Raw genomic sequence first — 25,533 nt, forward strand, 5'->3', positions numbered from 1 at the left:
AACCGGCAATGACGGGCTGCCTCGGCTTGCGCCAAAACGAAACGGATCGGAGGCGGGTGGCAAACGTCGATGCGCGGCCCGGGGTCGACTGCCCCTGCCGCACGCGCCTGGGCCGTGCGGCAGGGGAAGGTGTTACTGGTTGTTCTGCCGATGCAGGAACCGCGGGATATCGAGCGGATCCTTGTCGGACGAGGGTTCGTCCTCGCGAGCCGCACCCCGGGAAACGCTCGACATGCGCTCGAACAACGTACCGCCGAGCTTGACGCGCGGCGCGGGAGCGACCGGCTCGGCCGCTGCCGGAACGGGCGCATCTTCCGAAACCGCGGCCCCGGGCGAGAGCCAACGGCGACGTGTCGGCGCGTCGGCCGGCGTATCGTCGCTGGCGGGCGCGGGCGCCTCGACATCGCCGTAGACGCGCTTTGCCGGCGGCATCGCTGCTTCGCTGCCGAGGACGAGCTCATCGGACTCGGGCGGCGCGCTGGCTGCGACCGGAGCGGGCGCAGCGGCCACAGGGGCTGCAGGCGCAACCGACGCCGCGGGGGCAGGCGATGGCGTCGGCGCCTGCGCAGGCGCGGCGGTCGCAGCGGCGGAGGCGGGCTCGTCACTCTTCTTGCTGGCGGAGAAGCTGAAAGCCCGAGCGGCGGGCGCCTGAGCTTCGGCCGGGCGCGCTTCCGCCTCTATACCGGTGGCGACCACCGAGACGCGGATCTTGCCCTCAAGGTCGGGGTTGAACGCCGAGCCCCAGATGATGTTGGCGTCGTCATCGACCAACTCGCGAATGTGGTTCGCGGCTTCGTCGACTTCGAGCAGGCGCATGTCGTCGCCGCCGGTGATCGACACGATGACGCCCTTCGCGCCCTTCATGCTGACGCCGTCGAGCAGCGGGTTGGCGATCGCCTTGGACGCCGCCTCGATCGCGCGATTGTCGCCATCGGCCTCGCCCGTGCCCATCATCGCCTTGCCCATTTCCTGCATCACCGAACGGACGTCGGCGAAATCGAGGTTGATGAGGCCGGGCATGACCATCAGGTCGGTGATCCCGCGGACGCCCTGCTGCAGGACCTCGTCCGCCATCTGGAACGCTTCCTTGAAGGTCGTGTTCGCGTTCGCCACCAGGAACAGGTTCTGGTTCGGAATGACGATCAGCGTGTCGACGTACTTCTGCAGTTCCTCGATGCCCGCTTCGGCGCTCTTGGCGCGACGCGTGCCCTCGAAGGCGAACGGCTTGGTCACGACGCCGACCGTCAGGATCCCCATGTCCCGCGCCGCCTTGGCGATGACGGGTGCAGCACCGGTGCCGGTGCCGCCGCCCATGCCGGCCGCGATGAAGCACATGTGCGAGCCTTCGAGCATCTTGGTGACCTGCTCGATCGTCTCCTCGGCCGCCGCACGCCCGATCTCGGGACGCGAACCGGCGCCGAGCCCCTGCGTGATCTTCACGCCGAGCTGGATCTTGTGGCTCGCCGCCGACTGCTTGAGCGCCTGCGAGTCGGTGTTGGCGACGAGGAACTCGACGCCTTGCACGTCCGCGCGCATCATGTTGGCGATAGCGTTGCCGCCCGCGCCGCCGACGCCGATCACCGCGATGCGCGGCGTCAGTTCGTCGACTTCGGGGGGCAGAAATTCGATGCTCATGTCCCAGTCTCCAACGGGCAGCTACGGCCCGACGCACTCATTACTTCAAAGGCGGTTCTGCACCATCGCTGCCATGCGTTCCAGCGCGAACCGCCCGTTCGTGTCGTTATTGTTTAATAATTTGCACGGGCTGCCGCCATCAGGCGACGAATCACCGCAAATCCCTTCGGACGGTGCACGAGCTGCTGCTTGCTCGACAAGGCGCGCAGGTCGATCGGATCGGCGGCGGCATAGAAGGCCAGACCTGCAAGCGTCGTGAACGCCGGGGTGGCGTGTGCTTCCGGCAGGCCCGTCAGACCACGTGGCCGACCGATCCGGACCGAGCGGCCGAGCGCCGCCTGCGCGTAATCGGCGATGCCCTTGAGCTCCGCGCCACCCCCGGTCAGCACGACCTGCCGCCCAACCGGGCCCTCGAACTTGAGGTCCTTGAGCGCCTTGGACACTTCGCCGATCAAATGGTCGAGCCGCTGGCGGATGACCGCGATCAACTGCGCCTTGGTGATGCGCGTCCCGTCGCTCGCGTCTTCCTCGGCGGAAATCGGGGCGACGTCGATCATCTCGTGATTGTCGCGCGGCGACGCATTGGCCGAGCCGTGGACGCACTTCATCCGCTCCGCCTGCGCGCGGCGCGTGCCAAAGGCCGAGGCGATGTCGTCGGTAATGTCCTGCGCGCCGATCGGAATCGACATCAGCCCGACGAGCATCCCGCCCGCGAACAGCGAGACGTTGGTGATCCCCGCGCCCAGTTCGACCAGGGCGACGCCAAGCTCGCGCTCCTCGTCGCTGAGGCACGCCATTCCGGTCGCGACCGGCGAGGCGATGATCGACTTCACTTCGAGATGCGCGTTGGCCACGCACAGCCCGAGGTTGCGGACCGGCGAACCGTCCGCCGCAACGACGTGAATGTGAACCCCGAGCCGGTCGGCGTGCAGCCCGAGCGGACGCTTCACCCCAGTGAGGCCGTCGAGCGTGTAGAGCGCAGGCTGCGCATGGAGAACCATCCGCCCCGCCGGATCGATCGAGTCCCGCCCGGCCTGGAGCAACGCATCGATATCGGTCTGCTCGACCCGGTGCCCACCCAGCTCGAACTCGATCGACGCGACGTCGGACACCAGTCCGCCCGCTGAGAAGCTGACCCAGACGTTCTCGATGTTGAGACCCGCGATCCGCTCGGCCTGCTCGACCGCCTCGCGCACCGCGACTTCGGTCGCGGCGGCATCGGCGATATAGCCGCGCTTGACGCCCTTGCTCTCGCGCTGGCCGGTGCCGAGGACGATCAGTTCCCCGCCATCGCCCTTCTGCGCGATCATCGCCGACACCTTCGACGATCCGATGTCGAGTGCGGTGATCAACCCTTCCGGTGCGGTTTTCGCCATGCCCTTACCCCTGTTCCCGCCAACCCTTAACGCAATCGGTTAAGCCTGTGAATCCGTGCTCGTTCTTTTTAACGCCGTCAGCCGCGGCGCGCTGCTTTCGGAAGCCGCCGGGCTCGGCGTCGCCGATGGCGCCGCGGTGGGTGCCATGCCGGGCGCGGCCCCGGGGTCGGTGATCGCCTTATTGGTCGTCACCCCCGGCTTGCGCGCCACCAGCCGCGTCGGGTCGCGCATGTCGAACCCGAGCCAGCCCTTGCCGAGCAACGGCCGGACCCCGTCGAGCTGCGCGAACTTGACCAGCGCCTTCGCTGCCTCGGTATCGCCCTCTGGCAAGGCGAGCGTCTCGCCGGTCTCGAAGGTCAGCGTCCAGCGCCGGTTGCCGACCCAGGTCGCCGCCTTGACCTGCCCCTTCAGCGCGGGCGCCGCGTCGAGCAGGGTGCGGTAGGAGACCTCCTGTTCGTTCGCATGCGGGCCGATCACCACCGGCAGATCGGGCATCGCCTGCGGGTCGACCGGCTCGAGCCACGTCCCGTTCGCGGCGATCAGCGCAAGCTGCCCCTTGTTCTGCCAGATCGCGCTCGGCTGGCGCTCGATCACATTGACCAGCAGCGTGTCGGGCAAGCGCCGCGAGACATGCACGTCCTCGATCCAGCCGCTGTGCGAGACGAGGTCCTGACGGATCTTCTCGAGGCTGACGAGCGGCATCGCCATCGACGGCTGGTTCGCCGCGATCTTGTAGATGACGTTGTGGTCCATCCGGTTAAGCCCGGTGATCTGGATGTTGGTGACCTTGAAGCCGGCATCGCCGATCCCCTCGCCGATCGCGGTGCCTATCGCGCCGGGGATCCCGAAAAACGACGCGAGCGCGATCAGACCCGCACCGACCACGCCGGTGATCGTCCAGGTCGCGGCCTTGCGCAATGTCACCTCGCTCACCGGAAGCGCGGTGATCGCGCGGTCGATGACCGAGGGCTTGGCGGCTTGCTTCCGCTTGGGCTGGACCGGGCGGCGGACGGTGCCGCGCTTGATCGTGCCGCTCATGGCGAACCCGCCTTCGCCGCTTTGTCCTTGAGCGCCTCATCGATGATGATCTGGACGAGCTGCGGATAGTCGATCCCGCAATGCCGCGCCTGCTCAGGGACGAGGCTGAGCGCGGTCATCCCGGGCTGGGTATTGACCTCGAGCAGGAACAGCCCATCGACGCCCTGCTGGTCATCCCAGCGGAAATCCGAGCGCGACGTGCCCTTGCAGCCGAGGAGCCGGTGCGCGTCGAGCGCGATCCGCTGGCAGGCTTGCGCGATCTCGTCGGGGATGTCGGCGGGAAAAACGTGTTCGGTCAGCCCGTCGGTGTATTTGGCGTCGAAATCGTACCAGCCGGTCTTGGGCTTGAGTTCGGTAACGCCGAGCGCCCGGTCGCCGAGCACTGCGGTCGTCAGTTCGCGGCCGCGAATGTACGGTTCGGCGAGCAATTCCTCGAATTCGGTCCACGGCCCCGCCACGCCGCGCGCGATCGGGTTGCCGTAATTGCCCTCGTCGGTGACGATCGCAACCCCGACCGACGAGCCTTCGTTGACCGGCTTGAGCACATAGGGGCGCGGCAGCGGGTCGCCCTCGTACAGCGACTCCGACTTGACGATCCGTCCGCCCGGCATGGGGATACCGCCGGGGACGAGCAGCAGCTTGGTCAGCTGCTTGTCGATCGCAATGACCGACGTCGCGAGGCCGCTGTGCGTATAGGTCAGCCCCATCAGGTCGAGCAGCCCCTGGACGGTGCCATCCTCTCCCGGCGTGCCATGGAGCGCGTTGAACACGACGTCGGGGTTCGCTTCCGCGAGCCGCGCCGCGACGTCCTTGCCCATGTCAATCCGGGTGACGCGGTGGCCGAGCGATTCCAGTGCGTCGGCCACGCCAGTGCCCGACTTAAGCGAGACTTCGCGTTCGGCGGACGGGCCACCCATAAGCACGGCTACGTGGAGTTCGCTCACAACACGTCACCCCGACCCGCTGGATTTCCCACGTCAATTCAACCCCCGATTGTGCCTTCACGCGATCCCGAACCTCTTCCCCCAGCGCCTCGATCTCGGCGCTGGACGCTGCCCCGAGGTTGAGCAGAAAGTTGCAATGCTTCTCGCTGACCTGCGCGTCGCCCCGCGTCAGTCCGCGACACCCGGCGGCGTCGATCAGCGCCCACGCCTTGTGGCCCTCGGGGTTCTTGAACGTCGACCCGCCCGTCCGCGAGCGGAGCGGCTGCGACGCTTCGCGCTCTGCCGCGATACGGTCCATCTCCGTCTGGATCACCGACGGTTCCTCCGGATGCCCGCGGAACGTCGCGCTGACGACGACGCAGCCTTCGGGCAGCGTCGAATGCCGATAGCTGTACCCAAGCTCCCCGACCGACAGCACCCGCCGCTCGCCAGACCGCAGCACGATCTCGCATTCGACCAGCACGTCCCTGGTCTCGCATCCGTAGGCGCCGCCGTTCATCCGCACGAACCCGCCGACCGTGCCCGGGATCGAGCGCAGGAACTCGACCCCGCCGATCCCGGCGTCGCGCGCCGACGAGGATACCAGGATCCCGCTTGCCCCGCCTCCGCACACCAGCGTCGTCGCGTCGATCGCCGCGACCTTGGCAAACGGCTTGCCGAGCCGGATCACCACGCCCGGTACCCCGCCATCGCGGACGATCAGGTTCGAGCCCAGCCCGAGCGGCATCACCGGCACCGAAGGATCGAGCGCCGCGAGGAATTGTGCCAGATCCTCCGCATCGCTCGGCTCGAACAGCCAGTCGGCCGCGCCGCCCGACTTGAACCATACGAGCGGCGCAAGCGGTGCATGCCGCGTCAGACGACCGGCTACGATCGGCATCGGTTCGGCCGTGGCTGCCGTCGGATCCTGATGCGCCGCCTCAGGCACGCGCCGCCTCGATCGCGCCGGCAAGACCCGCCGCCCATTTCGTGATGTCGCCAGCACCAAGGCACACGACCATGTCCCCGGCCTGAACCAGCGGGGCCAGCACCTGCGCCAGCGCCCCGGCGTCGGCGATCGTCGCCGCCGAGCGATGCCCGCGCCGCTTGATTCCCTCGACCAGCGCGTCCGCGTCGACACCCGCGACCGGCTGCTCGCCCGCGGCATAGACCGGGGTCACCAGCACCATGTCGGCATCGTTGAACGCGCCCTGGAACTCCTCCATCAGATCGCCCAATCGCGAATAGCGATGCGGCTGCACCACCGCGATCACGCGGTTGCGCACGCCCTCGCGCGCCGCGGCGAGCACCGCGCGGATCTCGACCGGATGATGCCCGTAGTCGTCGATCACCGTGACGACCCCGCCGGGCACCACGATTTCGCCGACCTTGGTGAAGCGCCGCTTGACCCCGCCGAACTGTGCGAACCCCTGCTGGATCGTCGCGTCCTCGATCCCCAGTTCGAGCGCGACCCCGATCGCGGCGAGCGCGTTCTGGACGTTGTGGCGGCCGGGCATCGGCAGCTCGATTCCCTCGATCGAGCGGCTCGTCCCGTCGCGGTGGCGGATGATCACCTCGAAGCGGTTGCCACCCGGCACCGGCGTCACGTTGACCCCGCGCACGTCGGCCTGCGCCGCGAAGCCGTAGGTCACGACGCGCCGGTCGCGGACGCGCGGGATGATGTTCTGGACCTCGGGGTGATCGAGGCACAGCAACGCAGCACCATAGAAGGGCACGTTCTCGATGAACTCGACATAGGCGTTCTTGGCGTGCTCGAAGCTGCCATAATGGTCGAGATGCTCGGGATCGATGTTGGTGACGACCGCGATCGTCCCGTCGAGCCGCAGGAAGCTGCCGTCGCTCTCGTCCGCCTCGACCACCATCCAGTCGCTCGCGCCGAGGCGCGCGTTCGAGCCGTAGCTGTTGATGATCCCGCCATTGATGACGGTCGGGTCGACCCCGCCCGCGTCGAGCAGCGCGGCGACCATGCTGGTCGTCGTCGTCTTGCCGTGCGTCCCCGCGACCGCGACGGTCGATTTGAGCCGCATCAGCTCGGCCAGCATTTCCGCGCGCCGCACCACCGGGATACGCCGCTCGAGCGCCGCCTCGACCTCGGGGTTGCCGCGCTTGATCGCGGTCGACGTGACGATCACCGCCGCATCGCCGAGATTGTCGGCGTGATGCCCGATCAGGACCGGAATGCCCTTCTCGCGCAGCCCCTCGATGACATAGCCCTCGGCCACGTCGGACCCCTGCACACTGTAGCCGAGGTTCTTCATCACCTCGGCAATGCCCGACATGCCGATCCCGCCGATGCCGACGAAATGGATCGTGCCGATGTCGGTTGCGACACCCTTCATGCGAATGCTGCCTTCTGACTGGGTTTGCGCGGTCGCGCCGCGCCGATCGGCATGTCGCCGTGGGGATTGGCGAGGCTCTCGACCAGATCCGCGAGATCGCTCGCCGCTTCGGGGCGACCGCACGCGCGCGCCCGCGCGGCGGCATTCTGCAACGCCGCCGGGTCGAGCCCGAGCTTCTGCATCTGCTTGGCGAGTTCCACCGGCGTAAAGCTGCGCTGGTCGATCGTCCGCGCGCCCCCCGCCTGCGTCATTTCGCGTGCGTTGACGGTCTGGTGGTCGTCGGTCGCCGACGGCAGCGGCACGAGGATCGCCGGACGCCCCGCACACGTCAGCTCCGCGAGCGTCGAGGCGCCCGCGCGCGCGATCACGACATGCGCCCACGCCAGCTGCTCGGGCAGGTCGGGCAGATAGGTCGCTAGGTCCGCCGCGATCGACAGCTCGGCATATTTCGCGCGGCAGGCGTCGATATCCTCGATCCGCGCCTGATGCGTCACCTGCAGCCGCCGCCGGAATGCGAGCGGCAGCAGCGACAGGCCGTCGGGGACGACCTGGCTCAGCACGCTCGCGCCCTGGCTGCCACCGGTGACGAGCACGCGGAAGATCCCGTCTTCCTCGAGCAGCGGATACGGTTTGGCGCGCAGCGCCAGCACCGCGTCGCGCACTGGGTTGCCGACGAGATGGGTCTTGGCGCGCATTCCCGGCTTGAGCCGCTCGACCTCGGCATAGGAGGTGGCGATCGCATCGACCTTGCGCGCGACCAGCCGGTTGACCCGGCCCAGCACCGCATTCTGTTCGTGCACCGCGGTCGGGATGTTCTGGTTGAACGCGCCGAGCAGCGCGGGGAGCGCGGGGTAGCCGCCAAAGCCGATCACCGCATCGGGACGAAAGCTCTTGTAGAGCTGGATCGCCATCGCGCGGCCCTTCAGCATCGCCGAGGCCGCCTTGGCATAGCCGATCGGCCCACCCCCCGGTCGCCCGGCGGGGAGGATATGCGTCTGGATCCCCTCGAACAGGCCGGGGAAGCGCACGCCACGCTCGTCGCTGATCAGCGCAACATGATGGCCGCGGCGCATCAGCTCGGTCGCCAACGCCGCCGCGGGCACCATGTGCCCGCCGGTCCCCCCGGCAGCCAGTACGAAATGTCTCGCCACGCTCATTCGCCGCTCCATCGTGCGATATATTTGGATCGCATGACGAACGGATTGCGTCGGGTAAACGCCAGCAGCAAGCCCATTCCGATCGACAGCGCGACCAGCGACGACCCACCATAGGAAATGAACGGCAGCGTCATTCCCTTGGAGGGGGCGATCCCGGTGTTGACCGCCATCGAGATGAGCGCCTGCACGCCGAACTGCGTCGCCAGCCCGGCCGCTGCGAACAGCCGGAATTCATCCTGCTCGTCCAGCAACTTGACGAACACGCGCACGACGATCGCGAGGAACAGCAACGCGATGATCATGCAGGCGATCAGCCCGAATTCCTCGCCGATGACCGAGAAGATGTAATCGGTATGCCCCTCGGGCAGCCGGAACTTCATCGATCCGCCGCCCGGCCCGGTCCCGCGCCAGCCGCCCGCCGTAATCGTATCGTGCGCCGCATTGGTCTGATAATGATCCGCCGCGCCGACGCCGTCATGGTCCGGGAACAGGAACGCGTTGATCCGCGCCCGCGCCGTGCCGTAGAACATATAGGCGGCGGTCAGCCCGGCGGGGACCGCGGCGACCAGCCCCGCGATGATCCTGGGCGACGTCCCCGAGATCAGCAGCAGCGCCATCCACACCGTGCAGAACACCACCGTCTGCCCGAAATCCGGCTGGAGCATCAGCAGCACCGCGACGAGCGCGGTCATCCCCGCGGTGATCGTGACCACGGGAAGCGATTCATCCTGCGCCCGCATCGACAGCACCCAGGCGGCGGTGACGATGAAGAAGGGCTTGAGGAATTCGGATGGCTGAAGCAGCGAAACGCCGAGATTGAGCCAGCGCGTCGCGCCGTTCTTCTCGACGCCGAACACGGGGACCAGCATCAGCAGGACAAGGCACGCGACCGTCCCGATCAACGCCATCCGCCGCGCGACCGGAACCGGCAGCATCGATACGGCCAGCAATACCGGGAGCGATACGCCGACCCACGCCAGCTGCCACCACAGATAGAACAGCGGCGCGACGTGATGCTTTTCGTCCGAATAGCGCGTCGCCGCGGCGGGCGACGCCGCGCCGACCGCGACCAGCCCGACTGCGATCAGCAGCAGCGTCAGCAGCAGTAGCATCCGGTCGATATCCCAGAACCACGTGCCGAGCGGCGACCGGTCGCCGCGTCCGCCGCGACCCTTCATGCTTTTCCACAATTTCGGCGGGCTATTGCTCATGTCGTTCACGCGAGCGCCTCGACCAGAGTGCGGAACTGGTTCCCACGATCCTCGAAATCCCGGAACTGATCGAACGACGCGCACGCCGGCGACAGCAGTACCGTATCGCCCGGCGCAGCCGAGCGCGCCGCAGCGGCGACGGCGGTGGCAAGGTCACCGCATTGTTCGACCGGCACTTTCCCCGCGAGGATCGCGGCGAAGCGCGGGCCGGCGGCGCCGATCGTATAGGCGCTGGCGATGTGCCCGAATTGGGCTGCGCAGGCGTCGAGATCGTCGGACTTGGCTTCCCCGCCGAGGATCCAGTGGATCCGGTCGAACGCGGCGAGCGCGGGGGCGGTAGATTCGGGGTTGGTCGCCTTGCTGTCGTTGACCCAGGCGACGCCATTGTGGGTGCGGACACGCTCCATCCGGTGCGGCAGACCGGTGAAGCTGCGCAAGCCCTCGTCGATCGCGGCTTCGCTGACGCCAAGCGCCTGCGCCACCGCGATCGCGGCGAGTGCGTTCTGGGCGTTGTGCGGACCTTGCAGCGACGGCCAGCGCGACTGGTCCATGCACACGCCGGGCGCGATCTTGGTGAGCTGCTCGCCGCGCGCGGACAGGCTGCGCGCGATCAGCGCCGAGGGGGTATCGCCGATCCCGATGATCGCGGCGTGCTCGGGCGACTGCATTTCGAACAGGCGGGCCTTGGACGCGGCGTAGGCGTCGAACCCGTCGTAGCGGTCGAGATGATCGGGGGTGACGTTGAGCAGCACCGCGACGTCGCAATCGAGGCTCTGCGTCAGGTCGATCTGGTAGCTCGACAATTCGAGCACATAGACGCCGCCTTCGGGCAGCGGCTGCTGCTCGAGGATCGGCAGGCCGATGTTGCCGCCCATCAGGCTGGGGATGCCTGCCGTTTGCAGGATGTGGTGGACGAGTGCGGTGGTGGTCGACTTGCCGTTGGTGCCGGTGATGCCGACGACCTTGTGGCGCGGCAGGGTGCTGCGCGCCTGGGCGAAGAGTTCGATGTCGCCGAGAATGGGGACGTTCGCCGCGCGCGCGCGCGCGGCCACCGGGTGGCGGTTGAGGGGGACGCCGGGGGAGACGACGAGGGCGTTGAAGGCCGAGAGGTCGAAGGTTTCGGGATCAGCGAAATCTAAAAGCCCCTCCCCTTCAGGGGAGGGGTTGGGGGTGGGGGAAGTCTCACCGAGACCTGCGCCTGGTACAGCCCCACCCCAACCCCTCCCCTGAAGGGGAGGGGCTTGAGAAAGAAGAGCGTCTCGCCTTGCCGCGCTGGAATCCCACGCAACGACCTCAGCTCCGCCCGCAACCAGCGAACGCACGCTCGCCACGCCCGACCGCGCAAGCCCCAGCACGGCGTAGCGCTTCCCAGCCCAGGTCGGCGAAATAATCACAGCAGCACCACCACAGGAAAAAGCCCCTCCCCTTCAGGGGAGGTGTTGGGGGTGGGGGACGTCTCTCCGAGATCAGCGCCTGGTACAGCCCCACCCCAACCCCTCCCCTGAAGGGGAGGGGCTACAGAAAGAAGAGCGTCTCGCCTTGCCGCGCTGGAATCCCACGCAACGACCTCCGCGCCGCCCGCAACCAGCGAACGCACGCTCGCCACACCCGACCGCGCAAGCCCCAGCACGGCGTAGCGCTTTCCAGCCCAGAGAGAGGAAACGATCACGAGAGCGTCACCATCAAGAAAAAGCCCCTCCCCTTCAGGGGAGGGGTTGGGGTGGGGCAGTTGCAAGCGTTGCCCTCGGTGAGACACGCCCCACCCCCAACCCCTCCCCTGAAGGGGAGGGGCTTGAGCAAGAGGCGCACGCCGCCCAAGATCCTCGAAACGATCACCGCAACTTCAACGTCGAAAGACCCGCCAGCGCCAGCACCAGCGCAATGATCCAGAACCGGATCACGACGGTCGGCTCACTCCAGCCAAGCTGTTCGAAATGGTGGTGGATCGGCGCCATGCGGAACACGCGCTTCCCCGTCCGCTTGTAAAAGAACACCTGGATGATCACGCTCATCGCCTCGATTACGAACAGCCCGCCGATGATCCCGAGCACGATCTCGTGATGCGCGACGACCGAAATCGCCCCGAGCGCGCCACCGAGCGCAAGGCTCCCGGTATCGCCCATGAACACCGCGGCCGGCGGCGCGTTGAACCACAGGAAGGCAAGCCCCGCCCCGACGATCCCGCCACAGAAAATCGCCAGATCACCCGCATGCGGCACGTGTGGAATGCCGAGATAGGCCGCGAACTTCGCGTTGCCCGCCAGATAGACGATCAGCATGAACGCGACGCTCGCGATGATCACCGGCATCGTCGCCAACCCGTCGAGACCGTCCGTCAGGTTCACCGCATTGCCGAACGCGACGATCGTGAACGCTGCGAACACGATGTAGAACCACCCGAGCTGGATCACCGGCCCGGTATAGAACGGCAGATACAGATGCGTCCCGTTCTGGTGGACGATGATCGCGCTGGCGATCAGCGCGATCGCGAATTCGCCGAGCAGCCGCAACCGGCTCGAGACGCCCGCGGTGCTCGCCTTGCGCACCTTGTCGTAATCATCAAGGAACCCGATCGCGCCGAACCCGAGTGTCACGAAGGTGCACGCCCAGACGAACGGGTTGGACAGGTCCATCCACAACAGGCTGGAAATCACCAGGCTGGTCAGGATCATCAGCCCGCCCATCGTCGGCGTGCCGCGCTTCGACAGATGCGATTGCGGGCCATCGAGGCGAATCGGCTGCCCCTTGCCCTGCCGCACGCGCAGCCAGCCGATGAAGCGCGGGCCGATCAGCATGCCGAGGAACAGCGACGTCGCCACCGCCCCGCCGGTGCGGAACGAGAGATAGCGGAAGAGGTTGAGCGCCCCCGGGAATCCCAGATATTCGGCGATGAAATAGAGCATTACTGTGTCCCGCTCCGTAGGCTTGCGACGACTGCCGCCAACCCCACGCCGTTCGATCCCTTGATGAGCACCGCGTCCCCCGCCGCCAGCATCGTTGAAAGGCTGGCACGCGCGGCGGCGGCGTCCGCGACATGGACGAAATCGCCCTTCCCCTCAAGCGCGTTCGCCAGCGGGGCGATGCGTTCACCGACCAGAATGCCCGCTTCGACCCCTGCCGCGAGGATGGGCTCGGCAAGCGCCGCATGATAGGAATCGCTGTCGTCGCCAAGCTCGCGCATCTCGCCGAGCACGACGATCCGCCGCACGCCCTTCTCCGCCGCCAGCACCGCGAGCGTCGCGCGCATCGAGGCGGGGTTGGCGTTGTAGCTCTCGTCGATCACCAGCGCAGACCCGCCCGCTGCCGCGACCGCGAACCGCGCGCCCCGCCCCGCGAGCCCGCCCATTTCGGCGAGCGCCAGCCCGGCGGCGGCGAGATCGCCCCCGACCGCATCGACCGCCGCGAGCACCGCGAGCCCGTTCGACACCCAGTGCATCCCCGGCTGCGCCATCGTGAAGCTGAGTTCGCGAGTGCCGACGCGTGCGGTGACGAAGGTCGCCCCGCGCGCGGTCCGCATCGTCTCGATCGCATGGACGTCGGCGGCCTTGTTCAGCCCGAACGTCACGATCCGCGCCGCATATGGGGTTGCCGCCGCGATCAGCCGGTCACGGTGCGGGCTGTCATAAGGGACAATTGCGACGCCGCCGGGTTCGAGCCCGGCGAAGATCTCACCCTTGGCATCCGCGATCGCTTCCTCGCTCGCGAAGAATTCGGTATGCGCGGGCGCGATCGTCGTGACGATCGCGACGTGCGGGCGGACGAGCTGCGTCAGTTGTGCGAGTTCGCCCGCATGGTTCATCCCCATCTCGAACACGCCGAAGCGCGTCGCGGCGGGCATCCGCGACAGGCTGAGCGGCACGCCCGTATGGTTGTTGTAGCTCTTGACCGAGCGATGCGCGCCACCCGGCGCGCCGCGATCGAGCGCCTCGAACAACGCCTCCTTGGTCCCGGTCTTGCCGACCGACCCGGTCACGCCGATGATCTTGGCAGACGTCCGCGCCCGCGCCGCCCGCGCCAGCGCGTCGAGCGCCAGCGTCGTGTCCGCGACCAGCACGTGCGGGTGCGCCGTAGGCTGCGACACGATCGCCCCCGCCGCGCCTTGCGCAAACGCGGCGTCGAGGAAACGGTGGCCGTCGCTGAACTCGCCGTGCAGCGCGATGAACAGGTCGCCCGGCCCGACCTCACGCGAATCGAAGGTGACACCGCTGGCGGCAAAGTCGGCAGATGCATTGCCACTGGTCGCAGCGGCAACGTCGGCGGCGGTCCACAGCGGCGCGCTCATGCGCTCAGCTCCTGCGCCATCTCGCGCGCGACGCCGACGTCGTCGAACGGCAGCACCAGATCGCCGACGATCTGCCCCTGCTCATGCCCCTTGCCCGCGATCAGCACGATATCCTGCGGCCCCGCCCCCGCAATCGCCGCGCGGATCGCCTCGCGCCGCGACCCGATCTCGACCGCGCCCGGCGCGCCTTCGAGCACCATCGCGCGGATCGCGGCGGGGTCCTCGCTGCGGGGATTGTCATCGGTAACGATGACATGATCGGCCTGTTCGATCGCGACGCGGCCCATGTCCGCGCGCTTGCCTTGATCCCGGTCCCCGCCCGCGCCGATGACGACGATCAACCGCCCGCCCGCATGCGGCTTCAGCGCCGCGATCGCCGCATCGAGCGCATCGGGCGTATGCGCATAATCGACATAGACCGGCGCGCCGCCGGACGTGATGACCGCGCGTTCCAGGCGACCCCTAACTGGTTGTAAATGTGCGATATTTGCCAATGTCTTGGCGACATCCCCGCCGGTCGCGATCACCAGCCCAGCCGCGGTCAGCGCGTTCGCCGCCTGATACGCGCCGATCAGCGGCAGGGTGATCTTGTACGTCGCGCCATCCGCCTCGATCGTCAGCGCCTGACCCAGCAGGCTCGGCACCCGCCCGACCAGCCGGAGGCGATCCCCAGCCGCCCCGACCAGCGCCACCGCAACGCCACGCGCCTGTGCAACCTTGGCAACCTTTGCGCTCGCCGCATCGTCCGCCCACAGCACCGCCGTCCCGTCGTCTGCCAGCACTTCCGCGAACAGCCGCAGCTTCGCATCCAGGTAAGCATCCATCGTCCCGTGATAATCGAGATGATCGCGGCTGAGATTGGTGAACGCCGCCGCACGCACCGCCAGCCCCTCGGTGCGATATTGCGACAAACCGTGGCTAGACGCCTCGAACGCAACGTGGCTGACGCCTTCGCGCGCAAGCCCAGCGACATTGGACAGGAAGGTGACGACATCGGGCGTCGTCAGCCCGGTCGAGACGCGGTCGTCGCCCGTCGTCACGCCGAGCGTCCCGATCGAGGCCGCGTGATACCCCGCCATCCGCCACAATTGCCGGACCATCTCGACGGTCGAGGTCTTGCCGTTGGTCCCTGTCACCGCGACCGCCACCGCCGGGAACGGCGCGAAGAAGCGCGCGGCAAGCCGGGCGAAGGCGCGACGCGGGTTGGCATCGGCGATATGCACCGCGCCCGTCACCTGCGCCTCCGGCCGCGCGACGATCCCGATCGCGCCACCCGCAACCGCTGCTTCGATAAAGTCTTCGCCGTTGACCGCAGCCCCCTGGAAGGCGCCGAACACCGTCCCCGGCGCGACCTTGCGGTGGTCGATCGCGAAGCCGCTTACCGTGGCGTTCTCGTTTCCGCCGGTCAGCGCACCCAATTTCACGTTACATCTCTCATTCTGCGGTCGGGACGAGTTTCTTCTCCCCGGTCCATACCAGAGGCAAAAGCTTGGATACATCGATGTCTCGCGACGTATCCGGCGTCACGCCGAGCATCGCCCCGGTGCGCGAGATCACCCGCCCGACGACGGGGGCGGCGTTCCACGCGGCAGTGGTCAGGCCGAAGGTTTCCTTCGTCCCGTTGGGCGAATCGAGCATTGCGACGACGACATAGCGTGGCGCATCCATCGGGAAGGCCGCCGCGAAGGTCGACACGTTCTTGCTGCGCGAATAGCCGCCCGCGCCCGCGATCTCGCCGGTTCCGGTCTTGCCGCCGACCCGGTAGCCCACGGCGTCGCCCTTGCGGCCCGTGCCGAGCAGAACGACCAGCCGCAGCAACTGGCGCATCCGTGCGCTGGTCTCTTCGGTCAACACGCGGCGCCCCTTGGAGGCAGCACCCGGCGCGATCTTCCGCAGCGTCGTCGGGCGATAGATCCCGCCGTTGACGAGCGTGGCATAAGCGTTCGCCAGATGCAGCGGCGTCACCGCGATGCCGTGCCCGTACGCGGTCGTCATCACCGTCGTCCGGCCCCAGAAGCGCGGCCAGATCGGCCCGGCGCGCTCGCGCAACTCGGTCGCGGGACGTTCACCGAACCCGAGCGCGGTGAACATCGCCGCCATCCGATCCTTGCCCATCTTGTCGGCGATCTGCGCGGTCGCGACGTTCGACGAATAGACGAGCGTCTCGGGAATGTTGAGCCAGCGTTTGGGGTCACCGCGATCGTCATGGATCGTGAACCGGCCAACCTTGAGCGGCTTGGTCGCATCGAACCGGCGGGTCATGTCGGTGATGACACCGTCGTTGATCGCCGCTGCAATCGCGATCGGCTTGAAGGTGGAACCGAGCTCATAGACCGACTGCGTCACGTTGTTGCGCAGAGCGTCGCTGCTGGAGCCGCTGATCCTGTTCGGGTTGTAGACGGGCAGCGACACCATCGAGATGATTTCGCCGGTATGGACGTCGAGTACCACGCCGGTTGCGGCCTTGGCGCGGAACGATGTCATCGCGCGCCCGAGTTCACTTTCCATCGCGGCCTGGACGCGGGCATCGATCGACAGCGCGATCGGCTCGCCCCGCCGGCGCGGGTCGCTCAGCCGCTCGTCGAACGCGCGCTCGATCCCGGCACGGCCGGCGATATGCGCGTCAGTCGCGGTCGGGCCAATGTAGCCGAGCACGTGCGCCGCCATCGTCGATTGCGGATACAGTCGCTCGGGCTCGCGTGCGAAGACGATGCCGGGTTCGCCGAGCGCATGGATCTGGTTCACCAGGTCGGGCGACGCGTGCTTTTCGAGATAGGTGAACTTGCCGCGCATCGTCAGCCGCTGGAAATACCAGCTCGAATCGTGCCCGGGCAGCAACCGCGCCAGCGAGTCCGCCAGCACCTGCCGGTCGCCGAGCAGCTGCGCGGGCCGGACGCCAATCGTCCATGCCTCGATCGTTCGCGCCAGCGGCTGGCCGTTGCGATCGAGAATGTCGCCGCGCACCTGCGGGTTCGCGACCAAATTGGCGGCCCCTGCCGGCGTGCCGAGTATCCCCAGCAACGCGATCCGCCCGATCACCAGCAGGAACCCCGCCATGATCAGCAGCATCAGCATCATCAGCCGCACGTGCGCGACCGCGACCAGCGCGTGGCGCTGGTCGTTACCCCGTCGCGCGGGGACCGGCCGGGCGACGAGCGTGGTCACCGACGCGACCGGGTTTCGGCACGCGCGCCGCTGCGCAGGTCGCCCAACATGCTGTCGTCCAGCAAGGCGCGATCAAGCATCGCCACCGCCGCGCGGGGCTTGGGCGCGGCCACCGCTGCCATCGCGGTGCGTGCGACCGGCGCCGCAGCCCGTACCGGGGTCGACTTGGCGTGCGGTGCCGCAGCCACCGTTGCGACCGACGGCTGTGCCCGTGGCGTCGACAGCGCCGCCGTCTGGACGGCGGCAGCCTGGACCGGGGCGGCCGCATCTGCCGTGGTCGCGGTGGCGGTCGCCTCAGGCAGCGGCGCGAGCGGCTTGAACGATGCGAGTTGCGGCGCGTTCGGCGCGCTCGGCTCGATCGCGGCCAGCGCCGCCTCGTCCGCGACGAACTGGCCCGCCGACGGCGCGACGAGGCCGAGCTTCTCGGCGTTCCATTTGTCAAGCTGCGCGAGATTGGCGCGCGTGTCGAATTCGGTTTCCAGCGCGCGGATATCGCGCTCGGCCCGCGCGATATCCCCGACGGTGCGGTCGAGCTTCTTGCGCTCGGCCGCAACCTGCAACGGCACGAGCAGGAAGCCGAGCGCGACAGCGACGCTCGCCAGGAACCATCCCAGACTCTTCCAAGCCAGCCCAAGCATTACAACGCCCCTTCCGTCCAGGCGGCAGCACTCGTACGCCGTGCCGTCCGCAATGTTGCCGATCGTGCGCGCGGATTGCGCGCGATTTCGTCTTCACTGGGTCGCACGCCGCGACCGACCGCCTCGAAACTGGGTGCATGCGCCGCCGCCACTTCGGGCAGATGGCGCGACCCCGACGGCAGCCCCCCCGAGCGCTCGCGCAGGAAGCGCTTGACCATCCGGTCCTCGAGGCTGTGGAACGTCACCACCGCCAGCCGCCCACCGGGTGCAAGCACGCGTTCCGCGGCGGCAAGACCATCGGCCAGTTCGCCCAGTTCACGATTGATATGGATGCGGATCGCCTGGAAGGTCCGCGTCGCCGGGTCCTTCTTGTCGTGCGCCTTGTAGCCAAGCGCGCGGCGAACGACATGTGCCAGCTCGCCGGTCCGCGTGATCGGCCGTGCCGCGACGATCGCGCGGGCGACCCGGCGCGAGCGGGGCTCGTCGCCATACTGGTAGAGCACGTCCGCGATCGCGCCTTCATCCGCCATGTTGACGAAATCCGCAGCGCTCTCGCCTTCCTGGCTCATCCGCATGTCGAGCGGACCGTCCGACTGGAAACTGAACCCGCGTTCGGCCTGGTCCAGCTGCATCGACGACACGCCGATATCCATCGTCACGCCGTGCACCGGCACGGCATCGCGCGCGGTGAGTTCGGCTTCCAGCGCGGAGAAGGTCGCGGGCACGAGCATCAACGCACCGTCGGCCGCATCGACCATCGCCGCCCCGGCGGCGATCGCGTCCGGATCACGGTCGAACGCAAACACGCGCGCGCCGCGCGCCAGCATCGCGCGGGTGTAGCCGCCCGCGCCGAAAGTCGCGTCGACATGCACGTCGCCCGCGGCAATGGCGAGCGCGTCGATCACTTCGTCGAGCAGGACGGGGACATGCGGGGCGGTGGCGGGACGATCGCTCACAGCGCGACTCCCTTGGTCTTGCAATGATAGCGGCAAGCGGCCTGCATCACCGGATCGACGTCTTCTGCATCGAGCAGCGTCTTCGGATCCCAGATCTCGATCCAGTCGAGCGTTCCCCAGAAGAAGGCATGCTCGCCAATCCCGGCATAGTCGCGCGGAAAACCGGGCATGATGAACCGCCCCGAACCGTCGAACGGCACGGGCTCGCCGCTCGCGCCGCGACGCTTGAAATTGTAATTGGGTTCGCCGTCGGCGCCGGTGTGCGCGGCTTCGCGCGCATCGAGTTGCGCGCGCAGGATGCGGACATAGGCCGGATCGTAGGCGCGCAGGCATTTGTGCTTCGGGTGAACGCCGACAATCACCGTCCCGCCGTCCTTGCCGTCAGGACGCGGCGCGTTCGCCGCCAGCGTTGCGCGGAGCGAAGCAGGAATCGCGACCCGGCCCTTGTCGTCGACAAGGCCAAGACCGTCCCCCTGATAATCTCCGCGTTCGTCCACGCTTACCCCGCACTAGGCGGGCAAGCCTCCCCCGTACCGAGAATCGCATCTCTGCAATCTCAGCGCCGCGAAATGCAGGCGAGTTCGGTCTGCCCCTGTCGCTAAGGAGGTATCACGGGGAGCGGCGGGGATACAAGGGGAAACCCGGGGATTGGACGGGACTAAAGTCTAATCCGAAGGTTTTCGGCGCAAAAATACTTTCATCAATTTAGCCCGTTCCCGGTGTGTTCGAATGGTTGATAGCCGGAACAGAGCGAATCTCTTCCCTCAGGGGCTCGGAGCATCGGCTTTCCCGCAAATTCCCCGCCTCACCCGGCCTGATGACTCGGCCCAAAAATGCCTGGATCGCACCCATGCGAGCGATGGTGTCTGTCACCGCGCGCTTTGCGCCTGCGGTTTCATCGCATTGTCGATGGCGGTCGCGTTATCCAGCTCAGCGCTGGGGGCGACCCCAAGCTCGGCGAGCGGCTCCCGATTCGCCGCCGCCCCCGGCGCACCGGCATCGCCCGATACCATGTTGGCGACGACATCGGCGCGCGCGCTGCCGATTGCCACGACCTGGCGATCATGATTGGCCGTCGAGAAGATGGCGGCAACGAGTCCGATGAACAGCAGGACCGCGGCGAGTCCGATCATCCCGACCCGGAACCGCTGCGTCGTCTGCGCTGCGTCTTTTGCGATGATTTTCATAAGCTGTGGCATAAATGTAACGTCTTAAAACGTCTTTGTCGATGCCACCCTCAATCGGCCACCAGCCACGGCGGCACGGCGAGCCCTTTCTGCTCGAGCCAAGCCCGGTTATACAGCGTGGAAAGATAGCGGAATCCCGTGTCGCACAAGATAGTTGCCACCCGTGACCCGGGCCCCAGGTGCCGCGCCAACCGCACTGCGCCGGCAACGTTGATCCCCGACGAAAGGCCGAGGCAGAGCCCTTCCTCCGCGAGCAGGCGCGTCACCCACTCCATGCCTTCGGCATCGGAAATGCGGAATTGCGTATCGATCGGCGCGCCTTCCAGATTCGCCGTGATCCGCCCCTGCCCGATGCCCTCCGCCACCGACGAGCCTTCCGACTTCAATTCCCCGTGCGCGTAATACTCATAAAGCGCTGCGCCATGCGGATCGCTGAGCGCGATGCAGATGCGCTCGTCATGCGCCTTGAGACCAAGGCCGACGCCTGCAATCGTACCGCCGGTCCCCGCGGCGCACGTGAACCCGTCGACCCGACCGTCCATCTGCGCCCAGATTTCCTCTGCCGTGCCGGTGATATGCGCGCGACGATTGGCGATATTGTCGAATTGGTTCGCCCAGACCGCATTCGGCGTTTCCTCCGCGATCCGGCGCGAGGTGTGCACGAAATGTCCGGGATTCGAATATGGCGCGGCCGGCACGAGGACCAGTTCCGCCCCCAAGGCGCGCAGCGTATCCATTTTCTCCCGGCTTTGCGTCTCCGGCATGACGATGATCGTCTTATACCCCTTCGCATTGGCGACCAGCGCAAGCCCGATGCCGGTATTGCCCGCGGTTCCCTCCACGAAGGTGCCGCCGGGCGCGATCTGATCGCGGGCCTCCGCATCCTCGACGATGCCGAGCGCCGCCCGATCCTTGACCGAGGCACCTGGGTTGGCAAATTCGCACTTGCCGTAGATTTCGGCACCAGCCGCCTCGCTGGGGCCTTTCAGCAGCACGAGCGGGGTATTGCCGATCAGGGCGAGCGTGTTCGGGGTCGTATGCATACTTGCCTAGCTATGCGTCCCGATCCCGACCCGCAAGCAAGCTTCGCTTGGCCGGCCTCATGGCAAAATGCGCGATCCCGCAGTGACGCCCGGCATAACGAGGCGGGAAGCCGCTGACCGGCCAATCGCTGACGTTTACGGCACGAGACTATGCCATGAACTACGTAATCCCGAACATCTTCCTCCATGCGACGACCGTTTACGCCTTGCTGCGGAGGAGGAGCGTCGCCCTGGAGGAATTGGATTTCTGGAAAGACGCCTAAACTTTCGCACCGGAGCCGCTGCCTCCTGTTCGGGGCGTCCTGTTCGGGGGCGCGATGTTCTGCTATCGTTCCGCAGTGATGAGCGCCGCACCCGAGTCCCCTGGCGCCATGCTGGCGTTTCCACCCCGACCGCTGCGCTGGCTGTTTCTGGACCTCAACAGCTATTTCGCCAGCGTGGAGCAGCAACTGAACCCGGCGCTGCGCGGCAAGCCGGTGCTGATCGCGCCGGTCGACAGCGACACCACCGTTGCCATCGCCGCCAGCGTCGAAGCCAAGCGCTTTGGCATCAAGACCGGAACGCCCGTGTGGGAAGCCAAACGTCTTTGCCGCGACCTGATCGTGACACCTGCGCGCCACGACAAATACGTCGAATTCCATGAGGCGATCGTTGCCGAGATCTGGCGGCATATTCCCGTCACGAAGGTCTGCTCGATCGATGAAGTGGCATGCCGCCTGCTCGACAACGAGAACAGCATCGAGGCGGCAACGGCACTGGCCTATCGTATCAAGGCCGGAATACGCGCCAATGTCGGGGCGTGCATGACGAGCTCGGTCGGGATCGCGCCCAACCGGCTGCTCGCCAAACTCGCCTCGGATCTCCAGAAGCCCGATGGCCTCATCATCTTCCATGCCGAGACCCTGCCGCAGCGGCTGTACGATCTTCAACTGCGGGACATCGCGGGAATCGGTGCGAAAATGGAGCGGCGCTTGGCGCAAGAGGGGATCAACGACATCCGCCAATATTGCGAGCGCCGCCCGCGCGACGCTGGCACCGCATGGGGCGGCACCAATGGAGACCGCTTATGGTATCTCCTGCACGGGGTCGATCTTCCCGAGAAGGCAACACAGAGCCGGTCGATCGGGCATAGCCACGTCCTCTCTCCCGGGAAGCGCGGCGCGGTACCTGTGCGACTGACCGCCCGCCGGCTGGCATTGAAGGCGACGAGCCGGCTTCGCCGCAAAGCCTATCGCGCCCGCCTGCTGGTGCTGCATGCCCGGTTCGAGGACGACAAATCGACGTGGCGCTGCTCGGTAAAGCTGCCCGCGACCCAGGACAGTTTCGTAGTCCTCGCGGCCCTCGAAACGCTCTTCCCACGCCTCCTGGCGGCCGGAAAGGCGCGACCCGGCGATTTCCAGGTCAGAATGGTCGGCGTTACCCTGGCCGAGATCGAGCCGGTGAGCGGGGAACAGGAATCGCTGTTCGGCTTGCTCGATCCTGACGACCCGCTCGCCCGTGAAACGCGCACGCTTGCGCTGAGTCGTGCGATGGACCGGATTAACGAAAAGTTCGGCAGGCACGCGGTCAGCCTGGGGCCGCAACATGGGGGAAGAATAGACCGCGTCGGAACAAAGATCGCCTTTGGACGCATCCCTGATCTCGACGAGTTTCACGAATAATGATGACGTTACCATGAACTATTTGTTGCAGCGCATGAAAGCGTGATCGGCCACGACCGTCGGGTCTTGACGCATTCTACCGCGTGCGCGAAGAAAATCGAATGCTCAACCGACTCCTCCCCGCCGCTGCCGTTGCGCTCCTCGCGCTGTCGGCCTGTGACAACAAGCCAACCGAGGTCAGCTCGGTCACGCCCGACCCGATGGCTGCCGAAATTGCCAACCGCGCGCCGGTCGAACTGCCGCCCGCGATCAAGAAGGAAGTCACCTTCCGCTGCAAGGACAATAGCCTGGTCTACGTAACCTTCTTCGAAGGCGACAAGCAGGCGCTGGTGAAGACGACCGAGACCGGCACGCCGACCAAGCTCACCGCCGAAAAGGCCGGCGACCCGCTCAAGGCCGACGGCTATGAGATGACGGGTACGGTCAAGGCCGTGACGCTGACTCAGCCGGGCAAGCCGAAGCAGCTCTGCGACCTCTAACCCGCCGCCATTGTTGCGCACTACGTCGGCATCCGTCACGATAGCCATTCCTGAGCGAAGGGCCTGCCGGTGTCGACGATTGCGATCTACAGTCTGAAAGGCGGCGTCGGGAAGACGACGCTCGCCGTCAATCTGGCCTGGTCCGCCGCGATCCAATCCGCGCGGCGGACCCTGCTGTGGGATCTTGATCCACAAGCCGCCAGCAGCTTCCTTCTGACCACCCGCAACGACGGGACCAAGCTGCGCGACCTGGCGCAGTCGGTCTTCGCCAAGGACGTCGAACCCGAGCGGTTGATCGAAAAGACTGCCGTCCCGCGTCTCGATCTGCTCGGCGCCGACGCTTCGCTGCGCGGCCTGGACTTGCTGTTCCACGAGATGGACAAGAAGAAGCGCCTGCAAAAGCTGCTGACGGGCCTTCGCAAGAGTTACGATCGCATCCTGCTGGACTGTCCGCCCGGATTGACCGAGACGAGCGACCAGGTCATGCGGGCGGCCGATCTGATCGTCGTCCCGGTCATCCCCTCGCCGTTGTCCGAGCGTGCCCTGGCGGAGGTGGTCAAGCATCTGGGCAGCCGTGCCGACATCATGCCGGTCCATTCGATGGTCGATCGCCGTCGAAAACTGCACGCCGATGCGCTGGCGCGACACCCGGACTGGCCGGTCGTTCCGATGGCGAGCCTGATCGAGCAGGTCACCGCACGACGCGCGCCGGTCGGTAGCTTCGCGCCGCGCTCCGCCGGCGCCGCCGCCTTCGCGCAATTGTGGCAGGCGATCGAGCGCCGTATCGCAGCGTGAGCAAGGCCCCGAAGCGCGCAGGCGAGGCCGAGATGCTCGACCCGAACCTCGTGCTTGGCGCCTATGCCGTGGGCGTGTTTCCAATGGCCGACAGCAGGACCGCCGACGAAATCTACTGGGTTGAACCCCAGGATCGCGCAGTCCTCCCGCTCGACGGGTTTCATCTGTCGCAATCCCTGCGCAAGACGGTGGTGCGCGATCACTTTAGGGTAACGGCCGATCGCTGTTTTGCCGACATGATGCGGCTGTGTGCCGAATCGGTCCCCAATCGGCCCGACACGTGGATCAATCCGCAGATCGAACAGGTGTTCAATCGGCTCCATACCCTCGGCTTCGCGCATTCGATCGAAGTTTGGGACGGTGAGACGCTGGTGGGCGGCCTCTACGGACTGGCGCTGGGACGTGCCTTCTTTGGTGAAAGCATGGTCAGCCGGGCGCGCGACGTCTCGAAGGTGGCGATGGCATGGCTGGTCGCCCGGCTACGGGTCGGCGGTTTCGTCCTGCTCGACTGCCAGTTCATGACCGAGCATCTCGCATCGATGGGCGCGGTCGAAATTCCGCGCGCCGCCTATCTCGTGGAATTGTCGAGTGCGCTGTCGGGCGTCGTCGGCGGCGACGCCTCGGCCTCGGGCGTCGGCGACTTCTTTGCGCTGGACCGGGGGGCTGCGGCATTGGAGGCTGCTCCCGCCGGGATCGACTCCGGCCCGCCTTCCGGGAAGCTCATCGCGCAGCTCTTGGTCCAGACATCGTAAATCGGGTGTTGGACGACGTTCAGGCCGGGACGTTCCTTGAACAACCATCCCGAAAAGACCCGACGCCAGACCTTGTCCGTGCCTGACACGTCGACCTGTACAAACGCTCCGGTGTAATGCTCCTGCTCCCAGGGGGCAGTCTGCTCACAGGCTTTCAGGTGCAGCACGACATCGCCGACGCGGACTGTCTCGCCCGGCTTCAACGTCACATCCCGCGCCTGTCCATTGCGCTTGTTGAGCAGCCCGAGCGTTGCGACACGCTGCGCCATCGGCGTGGCGCCCAGGCTCGGATCGACGCCCCCCGCGACATCGACGGTCACGACGTTCTGCGCGCTCGTATCCGCATCCAGCGCGGTTTCCGCGGTTTCCGTAGGCGTGGGCTCGGGCGCCTTGGCAGCCCGGTCACATCCGCTCGTCGCTATGAGCGCGGCCAGGGCGCCGACGCCCAGCGCGCGCCGGATCACGCGTCCGGCGTCCAGGCTTCGTAGTCGCCCGTGGCCTGCGCGCGGACCCCGCCCTTCTCGAGCGCGCCGCTGGGACGATAGGCCAGTGTCGTGCCGGTAAGATTGGGTTCGGCGGGCAATTGCCACGCACGCGGAGCAGGAAGCGCACGCGCCGGCACGTCCGCCACCTGATGATGCAACCAACTGAACCATTCCGGAGCGATACGGCTCGAATCGTTCACCCCGTTGTAGATGACCCACCGGCGCGGGTTGCCCGCGGTATCGCGGCCACCCTCGTAATAGACGTTGCCGAGCGAATCCTCGCCGACCCGCGCCTTGCCACGGAGACCGAATGCCGTGCCCCAGCTCGCGCCGGTCCACCAGGTGAAGGGATTAAGATTGATGCCCATGGTGTAGCGCTTAGCGCGCCGC

23 protein-coding genes and 1 pseudogene are annotated in these 25,533 nt (G+C 67.0%); 4 read left to right on the forward strand and 20 right to left on the reverse strand.

Features of this window, described 5'->3' with window-relative positions:
• Positions 1-132: 132 nt before the first annotated feature.
• The 18 genes from ftsZ to L8G49_RS03975 all read right to left on the reverse strand — a co-directional run bounded on the left by ftsZ (position 133) and on the right by L8G49_RS03975 (position 20,971).
• The gene (gene ftsZ / locus L8G49_RS03890) at positions 133-1,635 is read right to left on the reverse strand and encodes a cell division protein FtsZ (protein WP_242137701.1); all 1,503 of its coding nucleotides are present in this window, start codon (positions 1,633-1,635) and stop codon (positions 133-135) included.
• A gap of 113 nt (positions 1,636-1,748) precedes the next feature.
• Positions 1,749-3,011 (reverse strand): cell division protein FtsA, encoded by a 1,263-nt coding sequence (gene ftsA, locus L8G49_RS03895; RefSeq protein ID WP_242137702.1) that lies wholly within the window; start codon positions 3,009-3,011, stop codon positions 1,749-1,751.
• Positions 3,012-3,050: 39 nt separating this feature from the next.
• Positions 3,051-4,049, reverse strand: a complete 999-nt coding sequence (locus L8G49_RS03900) for a cell division protein FtsQ/DivIB (protein WP_242182572.1) — start codon at positions 4,047-4,049, stop codon at positions 3,051-3,053.
• Positions 4,046-4,966 carry a D-alanine--D-alanine ligase gene (locus L8G49_RS03905; protein ID WP_242137895.1) on the reverse strand — a complete coding sequence of 307 codons (921 nt, stop codon included), beginning with the start codon at positions 4,964-4,966 and terminating at the stop codon, positions 4,046-4,048. The genes L8G49_RS03900 and L8G49_RS03905 overlap by 4 nt, the downstream gene beginning before the upstream one ends.
• Positions 4,929-5,873 carry a UDP-N-acetylmuramate dehydrogenase gene (gene murB / locus L8G49_RS03910; protein WP_242182573.1) on the reverse strand — a complete coding sequence of 315 codons (945 nt, stop codon included), beginning with the start codon at positions 5,871-5,873 and terminating at the stop codon, positions 4,929-4,931. Before murB ends, L8G49_RS03905 begins: the two co-directional genes overlap by 38 nt.
• A gap of 40 nt (positions 5,874-5,913) precedes the next feature.
• Positions 5,914-7,332, reverse strand: a complete 1,419-nt coding sequence (murC, locus tag L8G49_RS03915; RefSeq protein WP_242182575.1) for a UDP-N-acetylmuramate--L-alanine ligase — start codon at positions 7,330-7,332, stop codon at positions 5,914-5,916.
• Positions 7,329-8,489 carry an undecaprenyldiphospho-muramoylpentapeptide beta-N-acetylglucosaminyltransferase gene (gene murG / locus L8G49_RS03920; protein WP_242182577.1) on the reverse strand — a complete coding sequence of 387 codons (1,161 nt, stop codon included), beginning with the start codon at positions 8,487-8,489 and terminating at the stop codon, positions 7,329-7,331. The genes murC and murG overlap by 4 nt, the downstream gene beginning before the upstream one ends.
• Entirely contained in the window at positions 8,486-9,700 is a 1,215-nt protein-coding gene (locus L8G49_RS03925; protein WP_242182579.1) for a putative peptidoglycan glycosyltransferase FtsW, read from the reverse strand. The genes murG and L8G49_RS03925 overlap by 4 nt, the downstream gene beginning before the upstream one ends.
• Positions 9,701-9,705: 5 nt before the next feature.
• Positions 9,706-11,094: a UDP-N-acetylmuramoyl-L-alanine--D-glutamate ligase gene (gene murD, locus L8G49_RS03930; protein ID WP_242182581.1), complete on the reverse strand. Its 1,389-nt coding sequence runs from the start codon at positions 11,092-11,094 to the stop codon at positions 9,706-9,708.
• Between the two features lie 438 nt (positions 11,095-11,532).
• Positions 11,533-12,603 (reverse strand): phospho-N-acetylmuramoyl-pentapeptide-transferase, encoded by a 1,071-nt coding sequence (mraY, locus tag L8G49_RS03935; RefSeq protein ID WP_010162697.1) that lies wholly within the window; start codon positions 12,601-12,603, stop codon positions 11,533-11,535.
• Positions 12,603-13,982 (reverse strand): UDP-N-acetylmuramoyl-tripeptide--D-alanyl-D-alanine ligase, encoded by a 1,380-nt coding sequence (murF, locus tag L8G49_RS03940; protein WP_242182582.1) that lies wholly within the window; start codon positions 13,980-13,982, stop codon positions 12,603-12,605. The genes mraY and murF overlap by 1 nt, the downstream gene beginning before the upstream one ends.
• The gene (locus tag L8G49_RS03945) at positions 13,979-15,406 is read right to left on the reverse strand and encodes a UDP-N-acetylmuramoyl-L-alanyl-D-glutamate--2,6-diaminopimelate ligase (protein WP_242182584.1); all 1,428 of its coding nucleotides are present in this window, start codon (positions 15,404-15,406) and stop codon (positions 13,979-13,981) included. The genes murF and L8G49_RS03945 overlap by 4 nt, the downstream gene beginning before the upstream one ends.
• A gap of 10 nt (positions 15,407-15,416) precedes the next feature.
• Complete coding sequence (locus L8G49_RS03950; protein WP_242182587.1) at positions 15,417-17,147, reverse strand: penicillin-binding protein 2; 1,731 nt, start codon at positions 17,145-17,147, stop codon at positions 15,417-15,419.
• Positions 17,144-17,785: a hypothetical protein gene (locus L8G49_RS03955; RefSeq protein WP_242182589.1), complete on the reverse strand. Its 642-nt coding sequence runs from the start codon at positions 17,783-17,785 to the stop codon at positions 17,144-17,146. Before L8G49_RS03955 ends, L8G49_RS03950 begins: the two co-directional genes overlap by 4 nt.
• Positions 17,785-18,741 (reverse strand): 16S rRNA (cytosine(1402)-N(4))-methyltransferase RsmH, encoded by a 957-nt coding sequence (rsmH, locus tag L8G49_RS03960; RefSeq protein WP_242182590.1) that lies wholly within the window; start codon positions 18,739-18,741, stop codon positions 17,785-17,787. The genes L8G49_RS03955 and rsmH overlap by 1 nt, the downstream gene beginning before the upstream one ends.
• On the reverse strand, positions 18,738-19,238 hold the full coding sequence (locus L8G49_RS03965; protein WP_242137714.1) for a division/cell wall cluster transcriptional repressor MraZ: 501 nt from the start codon (positions 19,236-19,238) through the stop codon (positions 18,738-18,740). The genes rsmH and L8G49_RS03965 overlap by 4 nt, the downstream gene beginning before the upstream one ends.
• Positions 19,239-19,610: 372 nt before the next feature.
• Complete coding sequence (locus L8G49_RS03970) at positions 19,611-19,928, reverse strand: hypothetical protein (protein WP_242137715.1); 318 nt, start codon at positions 19,926-19,928, stop codon at positions 19,611-19,613.
• A gap of 50 nt (positions 19,929-19,978) precedes the next feature.
• Positions 19,979-20,971 (reverse strand): cysteine synthase A, encoded by a 993-nt coding sequence (locus tag L8G49_RS03975; RefSeq protein WP_242182592.1) that lies wholly within the window; start codon positions 20,969-20,971, stop codon positions 19,979-19,981.
• 341 nt (positions 20,972-21,312) lie between these two features.
• Between L8G49_RS03975 and L8G49_RS03980 the strand changes: the two genes are divergently transcribed.
• The 4 genes from L8G49_RS03980 (at position 21,313) to aat (ending at position 24,658) form a co-directional block, all read left to right on the forward strand.
• Positions 21,313-22,632: a type VI secretion protein ImpB gene (locus L8G49_RS03980; RefSeq protein WP_242137717.1), complete on the forward strand. Its 1,320-nt coding sequence runs from the start codon at positions 21,313-21,315 to the stop codon at positions 22,630-22,632.
• A gap of 101 nt (positions 22,633-22,733) precedes the next feature.
• Positions 22,734-23,111: a hypothetical protein gene (locus L8G49_RS03985; protein WP_242137718.1), complete on the forward strand. Its 378-nt coding sequence runs from the start codon at positions 22,734-22,736 to the stop codon at positions 23,109-23,111.
• A 69-nt stretch (positions 23,112-23,180) separates the two neighbouring features.
• Positions 23,181-23,906: a ParA family protein gene (locus tag L8G49_RS03990; RefSeq protein ID WP_242137719.1), complete on the forward strand. Its 726-nt coding sequence runs from the start codon at positions 23,181-23,183 to the stop codon at positions 23,904-23,906.
• A gap of 32 nt (positions 23,907-23,938) precedes the next feature.
• The gene (aat, locus tag L8G49_RS03995) at positions 23,939-24,658 is read left to right on the forward strand and encodes a leucyl/phenylalanyl-tRNA--protein transferase (RefSeq protein ID WP_242137896.1); all 720 of its coding nucleotides are present in this window, start codon (positions 23,939-23,941) and stop codon (positions 24,656-24,658) included.
• Between the two features lie 35 nt (positions 24,659-24,693).
• Here aat and L8G49_RS04000 read toward each other — a convergent pair.
• Positions 24,694-24,861 (reverse strand): annotated as a pseudogene (locus L8G49_RS04000) (DUF2155 domain-containing protein); the annotation flags it as partial.
• A gap of 257 nt (positions 24,862-25,118) precedes the next feature.
• Positions 25,119-25,511 carry an NADH:ubiquinone oxidoreductase subunit NDUFA12 gene (locus L8G49_RS04005; protein ID WP_242137720.1) on the reverse strand — a complete coding sequence of 131 codons (393 nt, stop codon included), beginning with the start codon at positions 25,509-25,511 and terminating at the stop codon, positions 25,119-25,121.
• Between the last annotated feature and the right edge of the window lie 22 nt (positions 25,512-25,533).

It is taken from the genome of Sphingomonas sp. CARO-RG-8B-R24-01 (genome assembly GCF_022662295.1).
Classification (GTDB): domain Bacteria; phylum Pseudomonadota; class Alphaproteobacteria; order Sphingomonadales; family Sphingomonadaceae; genus Sphingomonas.